The following is a 19,441-nucleotide window of genomic DNA, read 5'->3' on the forward strand; positions in this document are numbered from 1 at the left end:
AAGAAATGAAGCATAAATTGACTGTGTCATCTTGCGATGATTAAGGTCACTCAGTTCATTGATAAATCTTTCGACTTAAAATTTCACGAGTGCCCACACAGATTGCATGGTCAAATTGTTAAAGAACGTTGACTTTCAATGCCTTGGCGTTGAACGCTTCAGCAAGTCAGGCTGCGTATAATACGCTGCAAATTTATTAAGTCAACAAGTATTTTCGAAATATAATTTCAAACCCTTGTAGACTCTAGCTTGAGTAAAGAAAAGTTAGAGTTTTAACACTTAAACCAACATTACTTGAGCTGGGCGGCAATTTTAGATAAAAACAAAAGCATGTCAAGCATCCTTTATGACGTTTTTATTTACCACCTTAAATATCGACAAGTTATACACAGCTTACAAATAGCTTACTAACCGTGATACATCCTGTTGATGTGGCTGTATTATAGGGAGCTCTGGCATGATAACAATAGTTTTATTGTCTTTTTTGCCTGTTTGCTGATTAATCAAACCAAAAGCATCAAAAGAAACAAAAAAGCAGCTATCAGCGAGCAGGCGAAACTCCACATATAGTGTTAAAAGACACAACCTTTGATTGAAAGGGACTTTAAGCTTAGTTGAATACGATAAAAGTAGCGTCTTAAGATAGAGGAAATAAGACAACTAACATTCTAGTTGCCTTACTTATTAACAGAAGGTGGTTAAATGATGGAAACTATAAAGGAGGGGTTTAGTAATTTGTCTCTATGGTACTGAAGCTCTTCGCCATCTAATTGTAAAACGGTCGCTCCCGCACTTTCAGCAACACATTGCCCAGCAGCTGTGTCCCACATCATCGTTGGACCTAAACGGGGATAAGACTGAGCTACCCCTTCAGCAATAAGACAAAATTTTAACGACGATCCTACTTCGACCATATTATGATCGCCCACCTCTTGTAGATAATTCGCCATGTCAGGGCTTGGATGAGATCGACTTCCAACAATGGTCGGTATAGTTGCTGCTATCGCTTTAATTTCATTGCGTCCAGATGCCGTGTCTAACCACGCTGTTGAGCCATCTGCGAGCCAACTTTTATTTAATGCTGGCGCATGAACAACGGAGAGAGTTGGTTTTCCCTCTTCTATTAAAGCAATGTTAACGGTGAACTCCCCATTTTGGCGTAAGAACTCTTTAGTGCCATCTAAAGGGTCCACCAGCCAAAATGCAGTCCAGCGTTGTCTTTCAGACCAAGACGTATGTGCTGACTCTTCAGATAAAACGGGAATATCAGGTGTTAGCGTCATTAATCGTTCAACGATAATATCATTCGCTGCTACATCAGCAGCAGTAACCGGACTGTGGTCCACTTTTTCTTCGACATAAACATCAGAGTGATAGTGATTCATGATCGCCTTGCCTGCATCCAAAGCAATTTCATAAATAGACTCAAGTAAAATACTCACTCATAACTCCTTTAAATCGCAAATGATCGATCGTTTCCGTAATGAATGTAGCGACAACTCAACTAGCTCCGAAACAGTTTTATCGCCGGCTGGTAAATGGATTTCAGGATTAGCAGGCGCTTGATACTCGGAATCAATACCGGTGAACTGTTTTATTTCCCCTGCACGTGCTTTTTTATACAGCCCTTTAGGGTCACGCTTTTCGCACACATCTAATGAAGCATCAACAAACACTTCAATAAACTCACCGTCTGGTAGCAAGTCTTTTACTAATTGACGTTCTGCTCTATGTGGTGAGATAAATGCACTTAATACAATAAGGCCCGCATCTGCCATTAGCTTAGCAACTTCCCCAATACGACGAATATTTTCACGACGATCTTCTGACGAAAAACCAAGATCACGACACAGTCCATGACGTACATTATCGCCATCCAATAAATAGGTATGATAGCCAAGCTCAACTAAGCGATTTTCAAGTGCGCCCGCAACGGTGGATTTACCTGCACCACTTAACCCGGTAAACCATAATACACATGGCTTCTGCTTTTTTTGCTCAGCGCGTGAAGACTTATTTACATTATGGCTATGCCAGACTATGTTTTCATTATCATGGGATTTAACAATCGTGGTCATAACAGACTCCGTTCCATCGTTTATGTTCATTCAATTCAAAAAGGAAATAAGATAGGGATTAAAGTGAGTACTACGATTGAGTAAACAATTGAAATCGGTAAGCCGATACGTAAGTAATCCCGTAATTTATAATTACCAACACTAAAAACTAATAAATTAGTTTGATAACCATAAGGAGAAATAAAACTTGCACTAGCACCAAACAACACAGCCATAATAAAAGGCATAGGATCTGAGCCATACCCTAGCGCCAAGCTATAGCTAATAGGAAATGACAAGGCGGCTGCGGCATTGTTTGTTACCAGCTCGGTCAATATTAGAGTCAACAGATATACAGCAATCAAAGCACCGTATATTCCCCACCCATTGAATGACACCATCAACATGGATCCCATTCGTTCAGATAAACCACTGGTGATCATTAATTGAGCAAGAGATAACGCCGAGCCAACAATGACAAAGATATCAATTGGAAACTGACGCCTTAATTCAGTAAAAGAAATGATCCCTGTCGCAAGCAATACCAATATATAAGCTGCTAAGCCTTTGATCAGCGGAAAAACACCAGATAATGCAGCAACAATTACCATTAAAAAGCCAATTAGAACGCCTAAGCTTTTTGTTCCATCTAAGCGAGCACTTGAATCTAAACCATTAACAAGAACAAACTCTCGATTAAGCTTCTGCTTTTTATCATGGAATTTTTTACCCGGAACAACCACTAACGTATCGCCAGCATGTAGCTCTATATTGCCTAAGCCACCAGCTAACCTTTCATGTCCTCGGCGTATTGCAACCACAACCGCATCAAAACGATCTCTGAATTCGACATCTTTTAGCGTCTTACCACGTATACCTGCAGAGTGGCTCACAATTACTTCCATCATTGATTGGCCATTAAGGTGGTGCTGACCAAACAAATGCAATCCGTTGATCTCTTGCAGAGTGGTAACACTTTCTACATCACCACAAAATAATAAGGTATCACCCGCTTGAAGCTTAGTATCTGGACACACTGGTGCAATAGTTTGTCCGTCTCGTAATAACTCAGCTAAAAAGAGACGACGTAAAGCGCGGAGCCCATTTTCTGTTACCGTTTTACCCGCTAAGGGAGAACCACCTTCGACTCTCGCTTCTAAAAAATACGGAAGTTCATCATCCGCACCGTCATCATAGCTAGGAAGGAGATGGCTAAGTGGGATCAGAATAATTAAACCAATAAACAGAACAGCAAGACCAATCATTGTAGGCGCAAAAAAACCGAGGCTAGGTAAACCCGCATCTTCAACAAAGCTATTTATGATTAGATTGGTTGATGTACCAATTAAAGTAAGTGTGCCACCTAATATCGCAGCGTATGACAGTGGGATAAGTAATTTTGACGGGGCATGTGTTTGATTGCGCTTAACGGCACCAATTAACGACACCACTACTGCGGTGTTATTCGTAAAAGAAGAGAGAAACGCCGTTGATAAACCAAGTTTTGCGACTACCAGAGAATGTCCTCCCTCAGAGATTTGTCGCCCAACCCAGCTTATCAAACGGGTTTTTTCTAAAGCAATAGAAGCAAGTACCAACAAAACTAACGTTAATAATGAAGAATTAGTAAAATTGCCTGCCAGTGTTGGCAAATCAATCATTCCCGTTTGAAATCCAATAAAAGCTGAACCTGCAAACAAATATGCGGGTTTAATTTTCGTGGTTATCAAACACGTCACTATCACCATTAGCATGGCCAGAACGACACCTTGCTCCCAGTTCATGCTGCTACCCCAGTAACTTACTAATGTCGTTGGCATTCCAATGAGGGAAGTGCTTACGAACTAATGCATTAAATTCAATTTCAAATGCACTGAAATCACCAGTAGATAATACGGTTTGATCAATTAATGCTTCACGAACCATGCCAGCACCAACCGTCACATTTGTTAAACGATCAATGATAATGAATCCACCAGTATCGATACTGTTTTGATAAGCATCTACCGCAATGGCTTCATTTAATACCACCTCACATAAACCAATACCGTTTAATGGCAATGCCTCGATAGTAAAAGTCTCAAGGTTATTGATATCGACTTGATGACGAATACCTTGTACTGAACCAACCGTCTTCTTACCTGCAACTTTGATATCGTACTGGCGACCAACCTCTAATGGTGCCTCTGCCATCCAGACAATGTCAGCCAACAAGTTATTACTTAATGGAACATCATCATCAGCGGCAACAATTGTATCGCCACGACTAATATCGATTTCATCTTTAAGTGTTAATGTTATCGCTTGCCCAAAGGACGCTTCAGGTAAATCACCATCAAATGTCACGATGCGATCAATCGTCGAGATTTTCCCTGACGGTAATGCTTTAACTTTATCGCCTACCTTCACAAGGCCTGACGCAATCGTACCTGCAAAACCTCGGAAATCTAGATTGGGACGATTAACATATTGCACAGGAAAACGAAAATTGCTGGAATCTTGCTCCTGAACAAAATCAACATCTTCAAGTAACGTTAGTAATGAGTCACCTTTATACCATGGCGTTTTCTCACTAAGACTCACTACGTTGTCGCCATCTAAGGCTGAAAGTGGTATTAATTTGATATCAATATGTTTATTTAGTTTTTCAGCAAATTCTAAATATTCATCGCGAATGGATGTAAAGCATTCTTCATCAAACTCCACAAGATCCATCTTATTAACTGCCACGATAAAATGGCGAATCCCTAAAAGGCTTGCGATATACGAGTGACGACGTGTTTGATCTAATACGCCTTTACGAGCATCGATCAAGATAACAGCGACATCACAGGTTGACGCCCCCGTGGCCATGTTTCGTGTGTACTGCTCGTGCCCAGGAGTATCAGCAATGATGAACTTACGCTTTTTCGTCGAGAAATAACGATATGCAACATCAATGGTAATCCCTTGTTCACGTTCTGCTTGCAGCCCATCAACCAATAATGCGAGGTCGGGTTTATCACCCGTGGTCCCTACCTTTTGGCTATCGGTATGAATAGCAGCTAACTGATCTTCATAAATTTGATGAGAATCATGGAGCAAACGCCCAATCAAGCTACTTTTTCCGTCGTCGACGGAACCACACGTCAAGAATCGAAGCAGTGATTTATGATGGTGTTGGTCTAGATAGGCTTCGATACCTATCTCTGCCACTTGTTGTTCAATAATACTGTTCATTCATCTTTCCTTAGAAGTAACCTTGACGCTTTTTCAATTCCATCGAGCCAGACTGATCGTGATCAATCGCTCGACCTTGACGCTCACTTGAGGTGGCCACCAGCATCTCTTCAATAATGCCGGGCAATGTATCGGCTTTCGATTCAATAGCACCAGTTAGCGGATAACATCCTAATGTTCGAAAGCGGACACTCTTGTGTTCAATCTTCTCACCCGGTTGCAATTCCAATCGGTCATCATCAGCCATGATCAACATACCGTCACGCTCAACAACAGGTCGTATATCCGACAAATAAAGCGGGACGATCTCGATATTTTCTAGATAGATATATTGCCAGATATCCAACTCGGTCCAATTTGACAACGGGAATACACGAATGCTTTCACCCTTTTTAATTTGACCGTTATAGGTTTTCCATAACTCAGGACGTTGATTTTTTGGATCCCAAGTATGATTTTTGTCACGGAATGAATAAATGCGTTCTTTGGCTCGTGATTTTTCTTCATCACGACGCGCACCACCGAATGCCGCATCAAAGCCGTATTTATTCAACGCCTGTTTCAAGCCTTGGGTTTTCATTACATCGGTATGTTTTGAAGAACCATGTTCAAACGGGCTAATCCCCATTGCCATACCTTCAGGGTTCTTATGAACCAGAAGCTCAAAACCATACTTTTCAGCGGTACGATCACGAAACTCGATCATCTCGCGAAACTTCCAATCGGTATCAACATGTAAAAGAGGAAATGGAATTTTCCCTGGATAAAATGCTTTCCGAGCTAAGTGCAACATGACTGATGAATCTTTCCCGATGGAATACATCATCACAGGGTTATCAAACTCAGCAGCTACTTCACGAAGAATATGAATACTTTCCGCTTCAAGTTGCTTGAGGTGAGTTAATCGTTTTGGATCCATGACTCTCTCCATGTTATGCCAGCTTTACAACAGCAGACTGCTGTAGAGACTGCTCCTGTTTTCCGAACCAATGTAACTTTTCTGATAAATTAACCACCTCACCGATAACAATTAGTGATGGTGACTCAGCGTTTTTAGCCAGTTGCTCAAGTTCACTTAACTGACCTTTGATAACTTTCTGATTTTTCTGTGTGCCTCTTACAATAATCGCGATCGGCGTATCACCTGAACGACCATTAATAAGCAGTTGTTGCTGAATATGACCCGATTTCATCAAGCCCATATAAATAATGAGAGTTTGTTTACCGCGCGCTAATGTCGACCAATCCATCTGATCGCTTTCAGCTTTTAAGTGACCAGTAACAAACATTGCGGTTTGGGCATAATCACGGTGAGTTAACGGAATACCGGCATAAGCTGTCGCCCCAGCCGCGGCGGTTATACCAGGCACAACTTGAAAAGGGATATTGGCGTCAAATAACACTTCAAGCTCTTCAGCGCCCCGACCAAAGACAAAAGGATCGCCCCCTTTCAAACGCACAACGCGTTTTCCTTGTTGAGCATATTTAACGATAAGCTGATTCGTCTCTTCTTGGGGCACACTGTGGAAGCCTGCTTTTTTCCCGACACAGACCAGCTCGGCATCTCGACGGACTAAATCCATCACCTCATCAGATACGAGGTAGTCATATAAAACCACATCGGCTTGTTGCATTAACTGCAATGCACGCAAAGTCAATAACCCTGCATCGCCAGGACCAGAACCAATCAGTGCAACTTGGCCTAGAGGTGAAGTAGATAGAGGTGAGATAGATTGTGTCAGGTTAATTAACTCTTGCTTGGCATCTTGCTCTTGCCCAGAAGCGACAAATTCAGCAAAGCGACCATCAAAAGCTTGTTCCCAAAATTGACGACGAGCAGAAAATGAGGTGACTGTTTTCGCTAAGCTAGCACGAAAATCACCCGCAATAGTCGCCATACGACCTAAATGCTGCGGTAATAACGCTTCTAGTTTTTCACGGATTAAACGCGCAAGAACAGGGGCTTTGCCTGATGAGGAAACCGCAACAATAATAGGAGAACGATCAATAATAGAAGGAATAATGAAACTACAACGCTGTGTATCATCCACCACGTTGACTAATACTTGACGCTGATTAGCCGATTGATACACCAGTGCATTAACGGCTTTGTATTCAGTCGCCGCTATAGCAAGAAAAATACCATCAAGATGTGAAGATTCAAATTCATCAGCAACATAGCTGACTTGCTGTTGCTCAATAGCTTGTTGAAACGCTTGATTCAACACTGGTGCAATAACACGAACATCCGCTCCGGCTTTCAATAGCATGCGAGCTTTACGCCATGCCACATCACCACCGCCCACCACGAGGCAAGGTCTACGCTTCAGATCCGTAAAAATTGGCAAATAATCCATTTCCAGTGCCCTACATTTATTAACTTAACTGCACTATAGCTGTAGGGTGATATTACTTGTAATTCTATAATCTAATCTTTTATTCCAAAAAGTTTGATCGAAAGCAAAAAAAGACATCGACGATGAAAATTGAACAATAAAAGCAGAATTTAGCTAAAAAGAGTCCTTATCACAGAACAATTTAGTAATAGAACTAAAATAAACTAGATCCGTTGGACTTAACTTATACCTTTTTTATCTTAGTAAAATGAATGGAAATCGTTTAAATCCCCATCGGTAACAAATTGAATATGCTCTATGCCTCAAAAAAACGAGATACAAAGCACAATAATATGAGAGGCACTAATTACTTCCACGGTATATTTGCTACCTTAAGCATGCTTTCCCATGCCTAACCTTCTGGAGAAATACATGAAATTATCTGCCAAGCCACTGTCATTAGCCATATTGGGTGGTCTACTAATGATGGCTGGTCCTGCTACTGCTGAAACCATTAAGCTGCGTATTTTAGAAACAACAGATATCCATACAAATATAATGGATTATGATTACTATAAAGACGCACCAACAAAAAAAACTGGCCTTGTTCGTACCGCGACATTAGTAAAAGAAGCACAAGCAGAGGCAACTAACAGCGTATTGGTAGATAACGGTGATTTGCTGCAAGGTAGCCCAATGGGTGACTACATGGCAGCAAAAGGGATTAAAGCCGGCGAAGTTCACCCTGTATATAAAGTAATGAATCAGCTTGGTTATGAAGTGGGAAACTTGGGTAACCACGAATTCAACTACGGCTTAGACTTCCTAAAAACATCTATTGAAGGGGCTAACTTCCCTTACATCAACTCGAACGTGATTGACCTAAAAACAGGTAAAAACATGTTCACACCATACATTATTAAACCTTACATGTTTAAAGATACTGATGGTGTAGAGCACGAAATTAAAGTGGGTTATATCGGTTTTGTTCCACCTCAGATCTTAATCTGGGATAAGAAAAACCTAGAAGGTAAAGTTGAAGCGTTAGACATCAAGCAAACTGCTGAAAAGTTTGTACCACAAATGAAAGCAGAAGGTGCAGATGTTATTGTGGCGATTCCACACTCAGGTGTATCAACCGACCCGTATAAAGTGATGGCTGAGAATTCTGTTTATTATCTCACAGAAGTAAAAGACATCGATGCTATTGCATTTGGTCACTCACACGGTGTATTCCCAAGTAAAGAATTTGCCAATGTTCCAAATGCCGATATTGAGAAAGGTACCATCAATGGTGTCGCTGCTGTTATGCCGGGTCGTTGGGGTGATCACCTTGGTGTCATGGATTTAACACTTAATAAAGAAGGCGATTCTTGGGCTGTTACTAACGCGCAAACAGAAGCTCGTCCAATTTTTGATAAATTCGAAGGTAAGCCAATCGTTGAAGCCGATGCAGAACTAGTCAAAGCCGTTAGCGAAGATCATGACGCTACACGTACATTTGTAAACCAACCGATTGGTAAAGCAAATGATGTGATGTATAGCTTCCTTGCATTAGTACAAGATGATCCAACCGTACAAATCGTCAACTTGGCACAAAAAGATTATGTTGAGCGCTTTATTCAAGGTGACCCTGATTTAGATGGTACACCAGTGCTTTCTGCCGCAGCACCCTTTAAGGCGGGCGGGCGAGGTAATGATCCTACCAACTTTTCTGAGGTTGAGTCAGGCCAGCTAACATTCCGTAATGCCGCAGATCTTTACTTATACCCTAATACCCTTGTTGCTATGAAAGTAACGGGGAAAGAAGTGAAGGAGTGGCTAGAGTGTTCAGCAGGACAATTCAATCAAATTGATCTGACGAGCTCAGCTCAACAAGGTCTTATTAATTGGGATGGCTTCCGTACTTATAACTTCGATGTAATGGACGGCGTTGAGTACGGAATCGATTTATCGCAACCAGCACGTTATGACGGTGACTGTAAGTTAATCAATGCCGATGCAGAGCGTATTACTGGTTTAACCTTCAATGGTAAGCCCGTTAACCCTAAACAACCGTTTATTATTGCGACGAATAACTACCGTGCTTACAGTGGTAAATTTGCGGGCACAGGTGAAGACTTTGTTGCTTTCGCAGCGCCCGATGAAAACCGCACAGTTGTTGCCGATTACATCAGCCGCGTAAGTAAAGAAGAAGGTCAGGTTGTACCAAGTGCTGATAATAACTGGCACTTCACACCGCTGAAGAGTGATAAAAAGTTAAACATCACTTTTGAAACGTCACCAAGTGAAAAAGCCGCTGATTTCATCAAAGAAAAAGGTCAATATCCAATGAAGAAAGTGGGTACAGACAAAGTGGGCTTTGCGGTTTACCAGCTAGATATTCAAGCTAAATAAACATTCATTCTTCATAAAATGAATACATCGACATACCGCGGCTTAGGCTGCGGTATTTTTTTGCTATGATACTTAAAAAGCAAAATGAATCGATATAATTATGAAAGAAGCACTGGATCACTTTTTACTGCAGCTAGGTGCCACCAGCGAACAAGCACACTGCATATCAGAACAGGCGAAGTTACTAGAACTTCCCACTCGTCACATATTACTCAATCAAGGGGAGTATTCAGAACATTGCTTCTTTTTGCTTGATGGGATTTGTCATGCATGTTATTTAACAGAAGACGGCAATCAGTTCAGCAAAGAGTTTTATTGGGATCAAGACGTTTTATTAGGGTTTGAAAGCCTTATAACCCACCAAGCATCACCATTTTTATTGGAAACACTTTCTGCCTGCCAGCTGCTTTCTCTACCTATCCAATTATTAGAGGAATGGCGAGAACAAGGAAACCCTCTTTACATCAAGCTCGTTGAACGCCAGCTAATCTACAAAGAGCAAAAAGAACGCTTTATGCTAATGCATACACCTGAAGAACGCTTCAAGCTCTTTAGCGAGAACTTCCCAGCTTTATTAGAGCGTATAACAGATTATCAGGTAGCGTCTTACCTTGGCATTAGCCCTATAAGCTTAAGCCGTATAAAAAAGCGAATAAATGAAGAATAATCGCAGAATACATTAACAATTGTTAAGGCGGATCCGCCACGAAACCATTATTTTATAAGTATCTATCTCGATTATCTAATAGCCTCATCCAGGAGCGATAACGTATGCAGTGGCAATGCCTTTCTTTCAATCAATTATCAACCGACCAGCTGTACGACCTGATTAAACTACGGGTCGACATTTTCGTTGTTGAACAAAACTGCCCTTACCATGACCTCGATAACCACGACCGAAAAGATGGCACTCACCACTTACTTGGTTATAAAAATGATGAATTAGTCGCTTATCTCCGTTTATTACCCGCAGGTACAACTTACGATAATGTCAGTATGGGTCGTGTGGCGACCTCAGCTTCAGCGCGAGGCACAGGCATTGGGCATCAGTTATTAATACAAGGTCTTGAGCATGCTGAATCGCTTTGGCCAAAACAAGATATCGATATTGGTGCACAAGAGCACTTACAAGCTTATTACAAGCAGCATGGTTTCAATGCAATTTCAGCCATGTACTTAGAAGATGACATTCCACATGTTGATATGCGTTTAGCGAAAAGCTAATCCTACGAATTAAGCATCATTATTTATTCGTGCTCCCATATAAAAAGGTCACCAATGTGACCTTTTTATACAAAGAACTTGCAATTATAGACTACTTCCCTCGAGCAAAACTTCCATCAGAGCGACGGAAATACATTGTAGAGCCAGCACTGCTTTCAATCTGCAGCGCATCAAGTTTGCCATCTGGGGTTTGCTTATAGCGCAACCATTGCCCTGATTTAATCTGACTTAATGGCTTACCTTCTCCTTCTATTGCGGCAACCGCATATAAATCCGATAACGGCAGTGATTTTTCGCGGAAAATATTCGATAGAGTTTCACCTTTCTGCACTTGGTGTTTCGCCCACTCACTCGAAATAGCACTAGAACTCTTCGCCGTCTTTACTGGCGGTGGTACAGCAACAGCCTTAGGTTTAACGGTATTCAATGGCTGAATATTATTTGTAATGGCACGAACTCGCTGTTCAACAGGCTCTTCAAACGACGCTGCCTCTTCGTTTGTTGTCACTTCTTCACTGGTAATATTTAACGCAATATCTCGTCGAACAGAGGTGTCTTGTTCTCCAATGTCATTATTGAGTTGCTCTGTTGTTGGAAGTATAAGCAACACCAATACAACAGGAACAAGAATCAATAATACACGGCGGTGCAAAACAGGAAATTTCTGCCACCTATTTACTAGCGGTGTCATTTTTTCTTGTAATGAGGCTTTTACTTTACTGAAATTCACTTTATCAAAAGAAAATTCAGGTAGTTTAAATTCACTTTTCTTCGCTGAACGGCGTTTGGCCTGTCCCATATACAACACTCCCGTGCTTCTTAAGCTGCACAATCAAGGAATACTAATTCAAACATTTACCCACTGGGGTCGAAACTGTTATCCTTCCTGCTTTAATTCACTCTACATTAAGAGATGACAAAATGTCTGACGTTAAACTAGATACAGTTGAAACTAAAGCAAGCTACGGTATTGGTCTACAAATGGGCCAACAACTAGCACAAAGCGGTCTTGAAGGCCTAAACGTTGCTGCTATTGCAAAAGGTATCGCTACTTCACTAACTGGTGATATGCCAGAAATCGAAGTTGATGAAATCAACAATGCACTGCGTGAACTTCACACAACTGCTGACGCTGCTCGTCAAGAGCAAGCTAAAGTTGCAGCTGCTGACGGTGAAGCTTTCCTAAAAGATAACGCACTACGCTCAGAAGTAACAGTAACTGAGTCTGGTCTTCAGTTTGAAGTTCTTGTTGAAGGTAACGGCGAAATCCCGACTTCTGACAAACAAGTACGTGTTCACTACCACGGTGAGCTAACTGACGGTACTGTATTCGATAGCTCAGTAACTCGCGGTCAACCTGCTGAGTTCCCTGTAACTGGCGTAATCGCTGGTTGGGTTGAAGCTCTACAGATGATGCCTGTTGGTTCTAAGTGGAAGCTATGCATTCCTCAAGACCTTGCATATGGCGAACGTGGCGCAGGTGCTGCAATTCCTCCATACGCAGCGCTAGTATTCGAAGTTGAATTACTAGACATCCTGTAAGCTACCCTCGGTAACTTCCAGTAGATTACAAAGAAGACGAGACAGTGTTCACATTGTTTTGTCTTCTTATTCCCCTCGCTCTGCTTTACCCTCTAGTTAATCACATTTAATAACCTATATTAATTATAACTTTCACACTTTCTCCACTAGGATTATGAAATAACCTATCAGGAGAATGACATGGATAACATTCAGAAAGTAACCCGCCGTTTCTTCAGCTTAACAACACTTTTCGTTCTACTGGTTTCCAGCCCAGTGAGTATGGCATTTAGCCTTTCTGACATTTTTGGTGGTGGCGATGAAGAGCAAGCCTCTGTTGCAACGAATCCTCTTACGGAATTACTCGCCGGACAGCTTGGCGTTTCAACAGAACAAGCAGCTGGCGGTGCTGGTGCACTTCTCTCAATGGCCAGTAGCCAGCTTTCAGGCGATCAAGCCACTGAACTTGCCAATATGATCCCCGGCGGTGATGCTCTAACCAGTGCTATTCCTGCAGGGTTAGGCGGCTTACTTGGTAACACCGAGGGGTTGAATCAAGTTTTCTCCGCACTTGGTATGGATGCCAGCATGGTCAGCCAATTTATACCCGTCGTTTTGCAATTCGTCGGTGATCAGGGCGCAAGTGCTGGGCTCGTTGAAGCGCTAGGAAAAGTGTGGAGCCCTACAAGTTAATCATATCCCAAAAATTTCACGCCAAGATCATACAAGTAAAAGATTTTATCTTGTCATGAACACGTAAAATAATGGCATTAAAAAAGCCTTATCTATTAATAGGTAAGGCTTTTTAACTTAAAAAGTGTCAGCACGGGTCAAAGAAAATATGACACATGAACGGTTAAATACCGGAGCCATCAGATTCCGCATCATCTTCATGTAAACCACACTCTCGCTTTAAGCCAAAGAAGCGGGTTTCTTCCTCCGTCATTCCAGGCTCCCACTTTTTGGTCGTATGTGTATCCCCCATAGAAAGGTAGCCTTCATCACGAAGAGGATGATAAGGAAGATCATATTGATTCAAGTATTGCTCGATATCATTATCCGTCCAATCTATAAGAGGCAGAAATTTAAATACACCGTTTTGAATCGCCAACACCGGCAGTGATGCACGAGAACTCGATTGTTCACGGCGTAATCCTGAAAACCATGCGCTTACATTTAATTCATCCAATGCACGTCGCATAGGTTCGACTTTATTCAAGCGGTTATATTGTTTAATACCGTCAACCCCTTGCTCCCACAACTTACCGTATCGTGCCTCTTGCCATGCCGAGCTTACTTCTGATCGGTACACATAAAGGTTTAATGATAGACGGCGAGTCAGCTGATCAATAAATTGATAGGTTTCAGGAAACAAATACCCCGTGTCCGTTAAAATAACCGGGACTTTAGGGAATTCATTCGTGACCAAGTGCAACATCACAGCTGATTGAATACCAAAACTAGACGCAAGAGCAAATTCACTACCAAGATTCGCCAGTGCCCAACGAACTCTTTCCTGTGCAGAAAGCGCTTCAAGTTCAGCATTAATCTCAGCCAATTGAAGGATCTGTTCTATCTTCGTTTTTTCCAGTAAATCGGCTAATGCATAGTTAGGCATAAAAATCTCTCTTAGATACTAGAACGGGTTCAATAATGCCAACACGAACAGTAAAATCGCCAAAGTCTTCGCCGTCTTCACGTTCATTGGCCCAGCGACCAACAAGCAGATCTATTTCATCCATGATTTGTGGCACTGTTATATTTTCACGGTACATTTTAGGAACGCGGGTACCGTTACGATTACCACCAAGATGCACGTTATAACGGCCAGGGGCTTTACCTACTAAACCGATCTCAGCCAACATGGCACGACCACAGCCGTTCGGACAGCCCGTTACACGTAAGATGATATTGTCGTCTTCCGCAAGGCCATGCTTGGCTAACACACCTTCGACATCCGTGACAAAGTCAGGTAAAAAACGCTCCGCTTCTGCCATCGCTAGCGGGCAAGTCGGAAAAGCGACACATGCCATCGAGTTTTTACGCTGCTCACTGACACCATCGTCGATCAAACCATGATCGCGAGCGATCTGCTCGATCTTATTCTTATCAGCCGCAGGTACACTTGCCACAATTAAGTTCTGATTCGCCGTCATGCGGAAATCACCTTTATGAATTTTGGCAATTTCAGCAACACCTGTTTTCAGCGGTTTTCCTGGCGTATCTAACAAGCGACCATTTTCGATAAATAACGCTAAATGGTGCTTACCATCGATGCCTTCAACCCAGCCAATACGATCGCCACGGTCAGTAAACTCATAAGGACGAGTCGCTTCAAAGGCAATACCAGCGCGTTTTTCAACTTCCGCCTTAAAAACATCAACCCCAACACGATCTAAGGTGTATTTAGTTTTCGCATTTTTACGGTTAGAACGGTTACCCCAATCACGCTGCGTCGTAACTACCGCAGCTGCTATATCAAGCGTGTTAGCCAAAGGGATAAAACCAAAGTCATCGGCACGACGTGGGTACGTCGTTTTATCACCATGAGTCATGGCCAAGCCACCACCGACCAACACATTAAAGCCGACTAGCTTGCCATTATCAGCAATCGCAATGAAGTTAAGGTCATTGGCATGTACATCAACATCATTCTGTGGCGGGATCACCACCGTCGTCTTAAATTTACGTGGTAGATAATTGCTGCCTAAAATAGGCTCTTCATCTCCCCCTTCGACCTTTTCACCATCGAGCCAAATTTCAGCATACGCACGGGTTTTAGGCAGTAAGTGTTCACTGATCTTTTTTGCCCACTCATACGCTTCTTGATGTAATTCAGATTCAACAGGGTTAGTGGTACAAAGTACGTTACGGTTCACGTCTCCAGCAGTCGCAATTGAATCAATGCCTATGCTGTTCAGTGTTTGATGCATCAACTTAATATTGGGCTTCAACACGCCATGAAACTGAAATGTTTGACGAGTTGTTAAACGAATACTGCCGTATAAACTGCTTTCTTCAGCAAACTTATCGATTGCCAGCCACTGTGTTGGAGTAATGATGCCACCGGGCATACGCGCACGCAGCATCACATTGTGCAAAGGCTCTAACTTTTGCTTTGCACGCTCAGCACGAATATCACGATCATCTTGTTGATACATGCCATGAAAGCGAATTAACTGGAAGTTATCAGCCGTAAAGCCACCCGTTATACGGTCTTGAAGGTCATCAGCAATGGTGCCACGTAAGAAATTACTTTCACGTTTTAGGCGTTCGTTATCTGATAGTTTTTGTTCAGTCATTAGTACACATCCTTTTGATAACGCTTGCTCTTACGTAGCTCATTTAAATATTGTTCAGCCTGCTCACGGCTTTGCTTCCCTTGCTGTTCAATCACGGTCAGTAATACGTCGTGTACATCTTTCGCCATATGGTTCATATCCCCACAAACATAAACATGCGCACCTTCTTGTAACCATTGCCATACCTGCTCGGCATGTTCTAACACACGGTGTTGTACGTATACTTTCTCAACTTGGTCACGACTGAATGCCACATCAAGTTGCTGTACAACGCCTGATTTCAGGTACTTTTGCCATTCGACTTGATACAAGAAATCATCAGTAAATGTACGGTCGCCAAAGAATAACCAATTCTTACCTTCAGCTTCTCGGTTGTCCCGCTCTTGTACAAATGCACGGAAAGGAGCGATACCAGTACCAGGACCAATCATAATCACCGGGGTATTGTCATCTGCAGGCAGTTTGAAATTATTGTTTTCTTCAACAAAGACTTTTACCGTTCCGCCTTCTTCTAGACGGCGAGATAAGAAGCTAGAAGCACCACCTTGACGACTTTCTTCACCTTTTTCGAATTCAACCACGCCAACAGTTAGATGAACTTCTTCGCCAACCTCTTCCTGACTAGAAGAAATAGAATATAAACGAGGCGTTAAACGACGTAATAAACTAATAAGTTGTTCAGCACTTAATTGGGTTTTCTTTTCAGCTAACACATCAATGATTTGAGTATTACCCGAGTATTCACGAAGCTTATTTTTATCTGCCACCAGCTTTTCTAACTTTTTACTCTCAGAAAGCGCAGCAAATTTCGTCACCAGCTGTGGGTTCGCGGAAGTAATTTCATATTGGCTAACTAAAGCCGTTACAAGTTGGATGCTTTCACCATCAACCTCAACCAGCTCTTCACCACTTAACCCCACTTTAGCAACGATGGCTAACGCTAATTCAGGATCATTTTCATACCATACGCCTAGTGCATCACCAGCTTGGTAGGTTAAGCCTGAACCTTCTAAATCAATTTCAATATGGCGAACATCTTTACCAGAATTACGACCAGTGATCTTCTGGCTAGTCAGCAGTGTCGCAGCATACGGATTCTGCTTGGAGTATTGCGACACAGCCTGTTGAGGTTGAGTTACAGGCAGCTGCACAACGTCGGCATCACCTGCTGATAATGTCTCTTTGACTTTGGCTAATGCCTTCACTCGCCATTCCGCAGCAGGTGCATCATAGTCAACATCACAATCTAAGCGATCTAACATCGGCAGAGCGCCAAGCTTGCTTAAGTAACCATCAAAGTCTTTCGCCGTTTGGCAGAAGAACTCATAACTTGAATCACCCAAGCCAATAACAGCATATTGTAGGTTAGGCAGTTTGGGGGCTTTCTTCGATTGCAAGAATTCATGTAAGTCGATCGCATCATCAGGCGCTTCACCTTCACCATGGGTAGAAGCAATAATAATGACATGGGTTTCTTTCGCGAAGTTTTTACCTTTGTAATCACCAGCTGATACTAACTCAACAGCAATACCCGCAGCAGTCGCCTCTTCCTTTAACGCAATGGCAACCCCTTTAGCATTACCCGTTTGTGACGCATAGATAATGGTTAATTTACCAGCAGGTTGCGCAGCGGCAACAACGCCGGGCTGTGATACAGATTGAAGATGAGTTGAAGCCTGAGTTTGACTTAGCCCCCAAAAGTAACCACTTATCCATGCAAGCTGCTGTGGTGATGATTCTGCAGCGGCTTGTTGTAACTGATCTATTTGTTGATCATTGAGTGGGCTGGCTACAGCCGATAATTCCTTAAGTAACATGACACGACGTTCCCTATACATTGCGTTATGTTAGATTAGCCACTGAATGAAATAACAAGAAAGAATAGATGAGAATGTTTTATAACTTTTAGTTAGGTGCAGGGGTGTGAATATGCAGCTTAATGGGTTACTAAGCATGCAATGTGGCGAATAAGTAGAAAGAATACGTTAGAAAGCGTCGGCAATTCTCACTTGATGAAAACCGACCTCAAACGCACTTTCTGTTGCAGAATCGACATCCTGATAGCATTTTTCACTACCAGTATGGTCAGTTAAAGGGACTAATCCGCCACGACGGTGACGAAATTCCACAATCCATCCGTTAGTTTGGATTGACGGCTCGACAACAGCTTCCACTAAATCGCTGGTTAAATATAAGCGCTGTAATTCATCTATAGTCATAATCCTGTTTCCTGATGAATGTGTCACTTATTAAAAATGGTACAAAAACAGAGAAACAGGCAACAAAAAGCCACGAATAATTCGTGGCTTTTTAATATTCATACAATTAGTCAGGCTTAGAAATCTAATTCAACACCAGCAAACCAACCGTCAAGCTTCACGCTATCACTGTTTTTAACGCTATCAAAATCGTAATCCATCACGCGGTAACCACCACGAACGTTTAGATCAAGCGCAACTAAAGGAATAGACCACTTAACACCCGCTTGACCATCAACAGTACTGTTGCTGTTGAAGCTACTGAAGTTTAGATCACCAAACACAAATAGTGGTGTCATCGGGATGCCCACTTCTACGTTACCGTAGATGCTAGGCTGCCACTCATCAAACGTATCATTCTTATCACCAAGAGTAACGTTACCCGATCCGAACTTCGTCATTGTAAGACCAAGATCGAATGCAATCGCATCGTTATCTAAGATTTCGTAGTAAGCAGTTAAGTCTGTTTGTTCGAAAGCAACAGCGCCAGTATCGATGTCGTTGTAACGAAGACGGAAGTTAGGCACTAATGGAATAAAGTGCTCAAATGCTACGTAAAATGAAGGGGACGTGTCGTCACTTTTGTCGTTAGTAGTGCTATTGACTTTCGCATTAGCAGCCCATACGTCAACGCCGGCTTTAACTCCTAAAAGTGCTGCAGCTTGTGCTGGTACTGCTACAGAAAAAGCTACAGCAGCCGCTACAGCTGTAAGCATTAATTTGTTCATTCGAGTCTCCGCTCTTATAAGTATTTTAAAAAATCGGCAAGACTATAGCAGAAGCTGTACAAGAAAACCGCACTTCATTCGCTTTGCTGAATTATTGAGCCCAAAAATACTTATTGTTGCTATACAAATTGACTCGATACCGCTAGTAACGACGGCGGTATGTTGATCTCTCGCGGTGAGACTTGTCTGCTTTTTTCTCGCGATAAAACCACACAACAATCGCAATCAATGCAATCCATGGTAATAGCTTAAACACAATTCCAATCATACCCGCGACTGCCATAATGGCAAAACCAGCAGCCACAGCAAGTAATACGCCAATCATACTGACACCGGTAAAAATCAGTACTAATGAAAAAGCAATTAAAAATAGAAACTCGATCATATTCATTCCCCTTT

At 42.2% G+C, this 19,441-nt stretch carries 18 protein-coding genes; 5 read left to right on the top strand and 13 right to left on the bottom strand.

Going from position 1 to position 19,441, the window contains the following annotated elements:
* Positions 1–698: 698 nt before the first annotated feature.
* Genes cysQ through cysG form a run of 6 tightly spaced genes read right to left on the bottom strand, consistent with a single transcriptional unit; the run spans position 699 to position 7,633 of the window.
* Positions 699–1,442: a 3'(2'),5'-bisphosphate nucleotidase CysQ gene (gene cysQ / locus C9J47_RS26170; RefSeq protein ID WP_107256894.1), complete on the bottom strand. Its 744-nt coding sequence runs from the start codon at positions 1,440–1,442 to the stop codon at positions 699–701.
* Entirely contained in the window at positions 1,443–2,078 is a 636-nt protein-coding gene (gene cysC / locus C9J47_RS26175; RefSeq protein WP_107256895.1) for an adenylyl-sulfate kinase, read from the bottom strand.
* 35 nt (positions 2,079–2,113) lie between these two features.
* Positions 2,114–3,841 (bottom strand): SLC13 family permease, encoded by a 1,728-nt coding sequence (locus tag C9J47_RS26180; RefSeq protein WP_107256896.1) that lies wholly within the window; start codon positions 3,839–3,841, stop codon positions 2,114–2,116.
* A 4-nt stretch (positions 3,842–3,845) separates the two neighbouring features.
* Positions 3,846–5,276 carry a sulfate adenylyltransferase subunit CysN gene (cysN, locus tag C9J47_RS26185; protein WP_107256898.1) on the bottom strand — a complete coding sequence of 477 codons (1,431 nt, stop codon included), beginning with the start codon at positions 5,274–5,276 and terminating at the stop codon, positions 3,846–3,848.
* A gap of 10 nt (positions 5,277–5,286) precedes the next feature.
* Positions 5,287–6,195, bottom strand: a complete 909-nt coding sequence (gene cysD / locus C9J47_RS26190) for a sulfate adenylyltransferase subunit CysD (protein WP_107256900.1) — start codon at positions 6,193–6,195, stop codon at positions 5,287–5,289.
* Positions 6,196–6,208: 13 nt separating this feature from the next.
* Positions 6,209–7,633 carry a siroheme synthase CysG gene (gene cysG / locus C9J47_RS26195; RefSeq protein WP_107256903.1) on the bottom strand — a complete coding sequence of 475 codons (1,425 nt, stop codon included), beginning with the start codon at positions 7,631–7,633 and terminating at the stop codon, positions 6,209–6,211.
* A gap of 411 nt (positions 7,634–8,044) precedes the next feature.
* Between cysG and C9J47_RS26200 the strand changes: the two genes are divergently transcribed.
* From C9J47_RS26200 to C9J47_RS26210, 3 genes are all read left to right on the top strand, one after another.
* Positions 8,045–10,009, top strand: coding sequence for a bifunctional 2',3'-cyclic-nucleotide 2'-phosphodiesterase/3'-nucleotidase (locus C9J47_RS26200; protein ID WP_107256905.1), 1,965 nt, complete (start codon positions 8,045–8,047; stop codon positions 10,007–10,009).
* A 100-nt stretch (positions 10,010–10,109) separates the two neighbouring features.
* The gene (locus tag C9J47_RS26205; RefSeq protein WP_107256907.1) at positions 10,110–10,676 is read left to right on the top strand and encodes a Crp/Fnr family transcriptional regulator; all 567 of its coding nucleotides are present in this window, start codon (positions 10,110–10,112) and stop codon (positions 10,674–10,676) included.
* Positions 10,677–10,780: 104 nt separating this feature from the next.
* Entirely contained in the window at positions 10,781–11,233 is a 453-nt protein-coding gene (locus C9J47_RS26210) for a GNAT family N-acetyltransferase (protein ID WP_107256910.1), read from the top strand.
* Positions 11,234–11,324: 91 nt separating this feature from the next.
* On the opposite strand, the gene C9J47_RS26215 is transcribed toward C9J47_RS26210, so the two are convergent.
* Positions 11,325–12,032, bottom strand: coding sequence for a LysM-like peptidoglycan-binding domain-containing protein (locus tag C9J47_RS26215; RefSeq protein ID WP_107256912.1), 708 nt, complete (start codon positions 12,030–12,032; stop codon positions 11,325–11,327).
* Positions 12,033–12,154: 122 nt separating this feature from the next.
* Between C9J47_RS26215 and bamJ the strand changes: the two genes are divergently transcribed.
* Together bamJ and C9J47_RS26225 are read left to right on the top strand one after the other, a co-directional pair.
* Complete coding sequence (gene bamJ / locus C9J47_RS26220) at positions 12,155–12,775, top strand: BamJ family beta-barrel-assembly machinery protein (RefSeq protein ID WP_006233778.1); 621 nt, start codon at positions 12,155–12,157, stop codon at positions 12,773–12,775.
* 180 nt (positions 12,776–12,955) lie between these two features.
* Positions 12,956–13,447: a DUF2780 domain-containing protein gene (locus C9J47_RS26225; protein ID WP_107256915.1), complete on the top strand. Its 492-nt coding sequence runs from the start codon at positions 12,956–12,958 to the stop codon at positions 13,445–13,447.
* 163 nt (positions 13,448–13,610) lie between these two features.
* Here the strand turns inward: C9J47_RS26225 and C9J47_RS26230 are convergent, their stop codons facing one another.
* From C9J47_RS26230 to pspG, 6 genes are all read right to left on the bottom strand, one after another.
* Positions 13,611–14,372: a phosphoadenylyl-sulfate reductase gene (locus tag C9J47_RS26230; protein WP_107256917.1), complete on the bottom strand. Its 762-nt coding sequence runs from the start codon at positions 14,370–14,372 to the stop codon at positions 13,611–13,613.
* A complete protein-coding gene (gene cysI, locus C9J47_RS26235; protein ID WP_107256919.1) occupies positions 14,365–16,056 on the bottom strand; it encodes an assimilatory sulfite reductase (NADPH) hemoprotein subunit in 1,692 nt (563 codons plus the stop codon). The genes C9J47_RS26230 and cysI overlap by 8 nt, the downstream gene beginning before the upstream one ends.
* Positions 16,056–17,873, bottom strand: coding sequence for an assimilatory sulfite reductase (NADPH) flavoprotein subunit (locus C9J47_RS26240; RefSeq protein ID WP_107256921.1), 1,818 nt, complete (start codon positions 17,871–17,873; stop codon positions 16,056–16,058). The genes cysI and C9J47_RS26240 overlap by 1 nt, the downstream gene beginning before the upstream one ends.
* Positions 17,874–18,041: 168 nt before the next feature.
* Complete coding sequence (locus tag C9J47_RS26245; protein WP_006233784.1) at positions 18,042–18,275, bottom strand: hypothetical protein; 234 nt, start codon at positions 18,273–18,275, stop codon at positions 18,042–18,044.
* 116 nt (positions 18,276–18,391) lie between these two features.
* Positions 18,392–19,042, bottom strand: coding sequence for a TIGR04219 family outer membrane beta-barrel protein (locus tag C9J47_RS26250; protein ID WP_107256923.1), 651 nt, complete (start codon positions 19,040–19,042; stop codon positions 18,392–18,394).
* 142 nt (positions 19,043–19,184) lie between these two features.
* Entirely contained in the window at positions 19,185–19,427 is a 243-nt protein-coding gene (pspG, locus tag C9J47_RS26255) for an envelope stress response protein PspG (RefSeq protein WP_107256925.1), read from the bottom strand.
* Positions 19,428–19,441: the final 14 nt, after the last annotated feature.

It is taken from the genome of Photobacterium indicum, assembly GCF_003026215.1.
Classification (GTDB): domain Bacteria; phylum Pseudomonadota; class Gammaproteobacteria; order Enterobacterales; family Vibrionaceae; genus Photobacterium; species Photobacterium indicum.

What these genes read in the sequence shown, in the direction of transcription:
- cysC (WP_107256895.1), bottom strand. Translation starts at nt 2,078, where the DNA reads ATGACCACGATTGTTAAATCCCATGATAATGAAAACATAGTCTGGCAT.
- C9J47_RS26250 (WP_107256923.1), bottom strand. Translation starts at nt 19,042, where the DNA reads ATGAACAAATTAATGCTTACAGCTGTAGCGGCTGCTGTAGCTTTTTCT.
- C9J47_RS26240 (WP_107256921.1), bottom strand. Translation starts at nt 17,873, where the DNA reads ATGTTACTTAAGGAATTATCGGCTGTAGCCAGCCCACTCAATGATCAA.
- C9J47_RS26230 (WP_107256917.1), bottom strand. Translation starts at nt 14,372, where the DNA reads ATGCCTAACTATGCATTAGCCGATTTACTGGAAAAAACGAAGATAGAA.
- C9J47_RS26215 (WP_107256912.1), bottom strand. Translation starts at nt 12,032, where the DNA reads ATGGGACAGGCCAAACGCCGTTCAGCGAAGAAAAGTGAATTTAAACTA.
- C9J47_RS26210 (WP_107256910.1), top strand. Translation starts at nt 10,781, where the DNA reads ATGCAGTGGCAATGCCTTTCTTTCAATCAATTATCAACCGACCAGCTG.
- C9J47_RS26200 (WP_107256905.1), top strand. Translation starts at nt 8,045, where the DNA reads ATGAAATTATCTGCCAAGCCACTGTCATTAGCCATATTGGGTGGTCTA.
- cysD (WP_107256900.1), bottom strand. Translation starts at nt 6,195, where the DNA reads ATGGATCCAAAACGATTAACTCACCTCAAGCAACTTGAAGCGGAAAGT.
- pspG (WP_107256925.1), bottom strand. Translation starts at nt 19,427, where the DNA reads ATGATCGAGTTTCTATTTTTAATTGCTTTTTCATTAGTACTGATTTTT.
- bamJ (WP_006233778.1), top strand. Translation starts at nt 12,155, where the DNA reads ATGTCTGACGTTAAACTAGATACAGTTGAAACTAAAGCAAGCTACGGT.
- C9J47_RS26225 (WP_107256915.1), top strand. Translation starts at nt 12,956, where the DNA reads ATGGATAACATTCAGAAAGTAACCCGCCGTTTCTTCAGCTTAACAACA.
- cysN (WP_107256898.1), bottom strand. Translation starts at nt 5,276, where the DNA reads ATGAACAGTATTATTGAACAACAAGTGGCAGAGATAGGTATCGAAGCC.
- cysG (WP_107256903.1), bottom strand. Translation starts at nt 7,633, where the DNA reads ATGGATTATTTGCCAATTTTTACGGATCTGAAGCGTAGACCTTGCCTC.
- C9J47_RS26180 (WP_107256896.1), bottom strand. Translation starts at nt 3,841, where the DNA reads ATGAACTGGGAGCAAGGTGTCGTTCTGGCCATGCTAATGGTGATAGTG.
- C9J47_RS26205 (WP_107256907.1), top strand. Translation starts at nt 10,110, where the DNA reads ATGAAAGAAGCACTGGATCACTTTTTACTGCAGCTAGGTGCCACCAGC.
- cysI (WP_107256919.1), bottom strand. Translation starts at nt 16,056, where the DNA reads ATGACTGAACAAAAACTATCAGATAACGAACGCCTAAAACGTGAAAGT.
- C9J47_RS26245 (WP_006233784.1), bottom strand. Translation starts at nt 18,275, where the DNA reads ATGACTATAGATGAATTACAGCGCTTATATTTAACCAGCGATTTAGTG.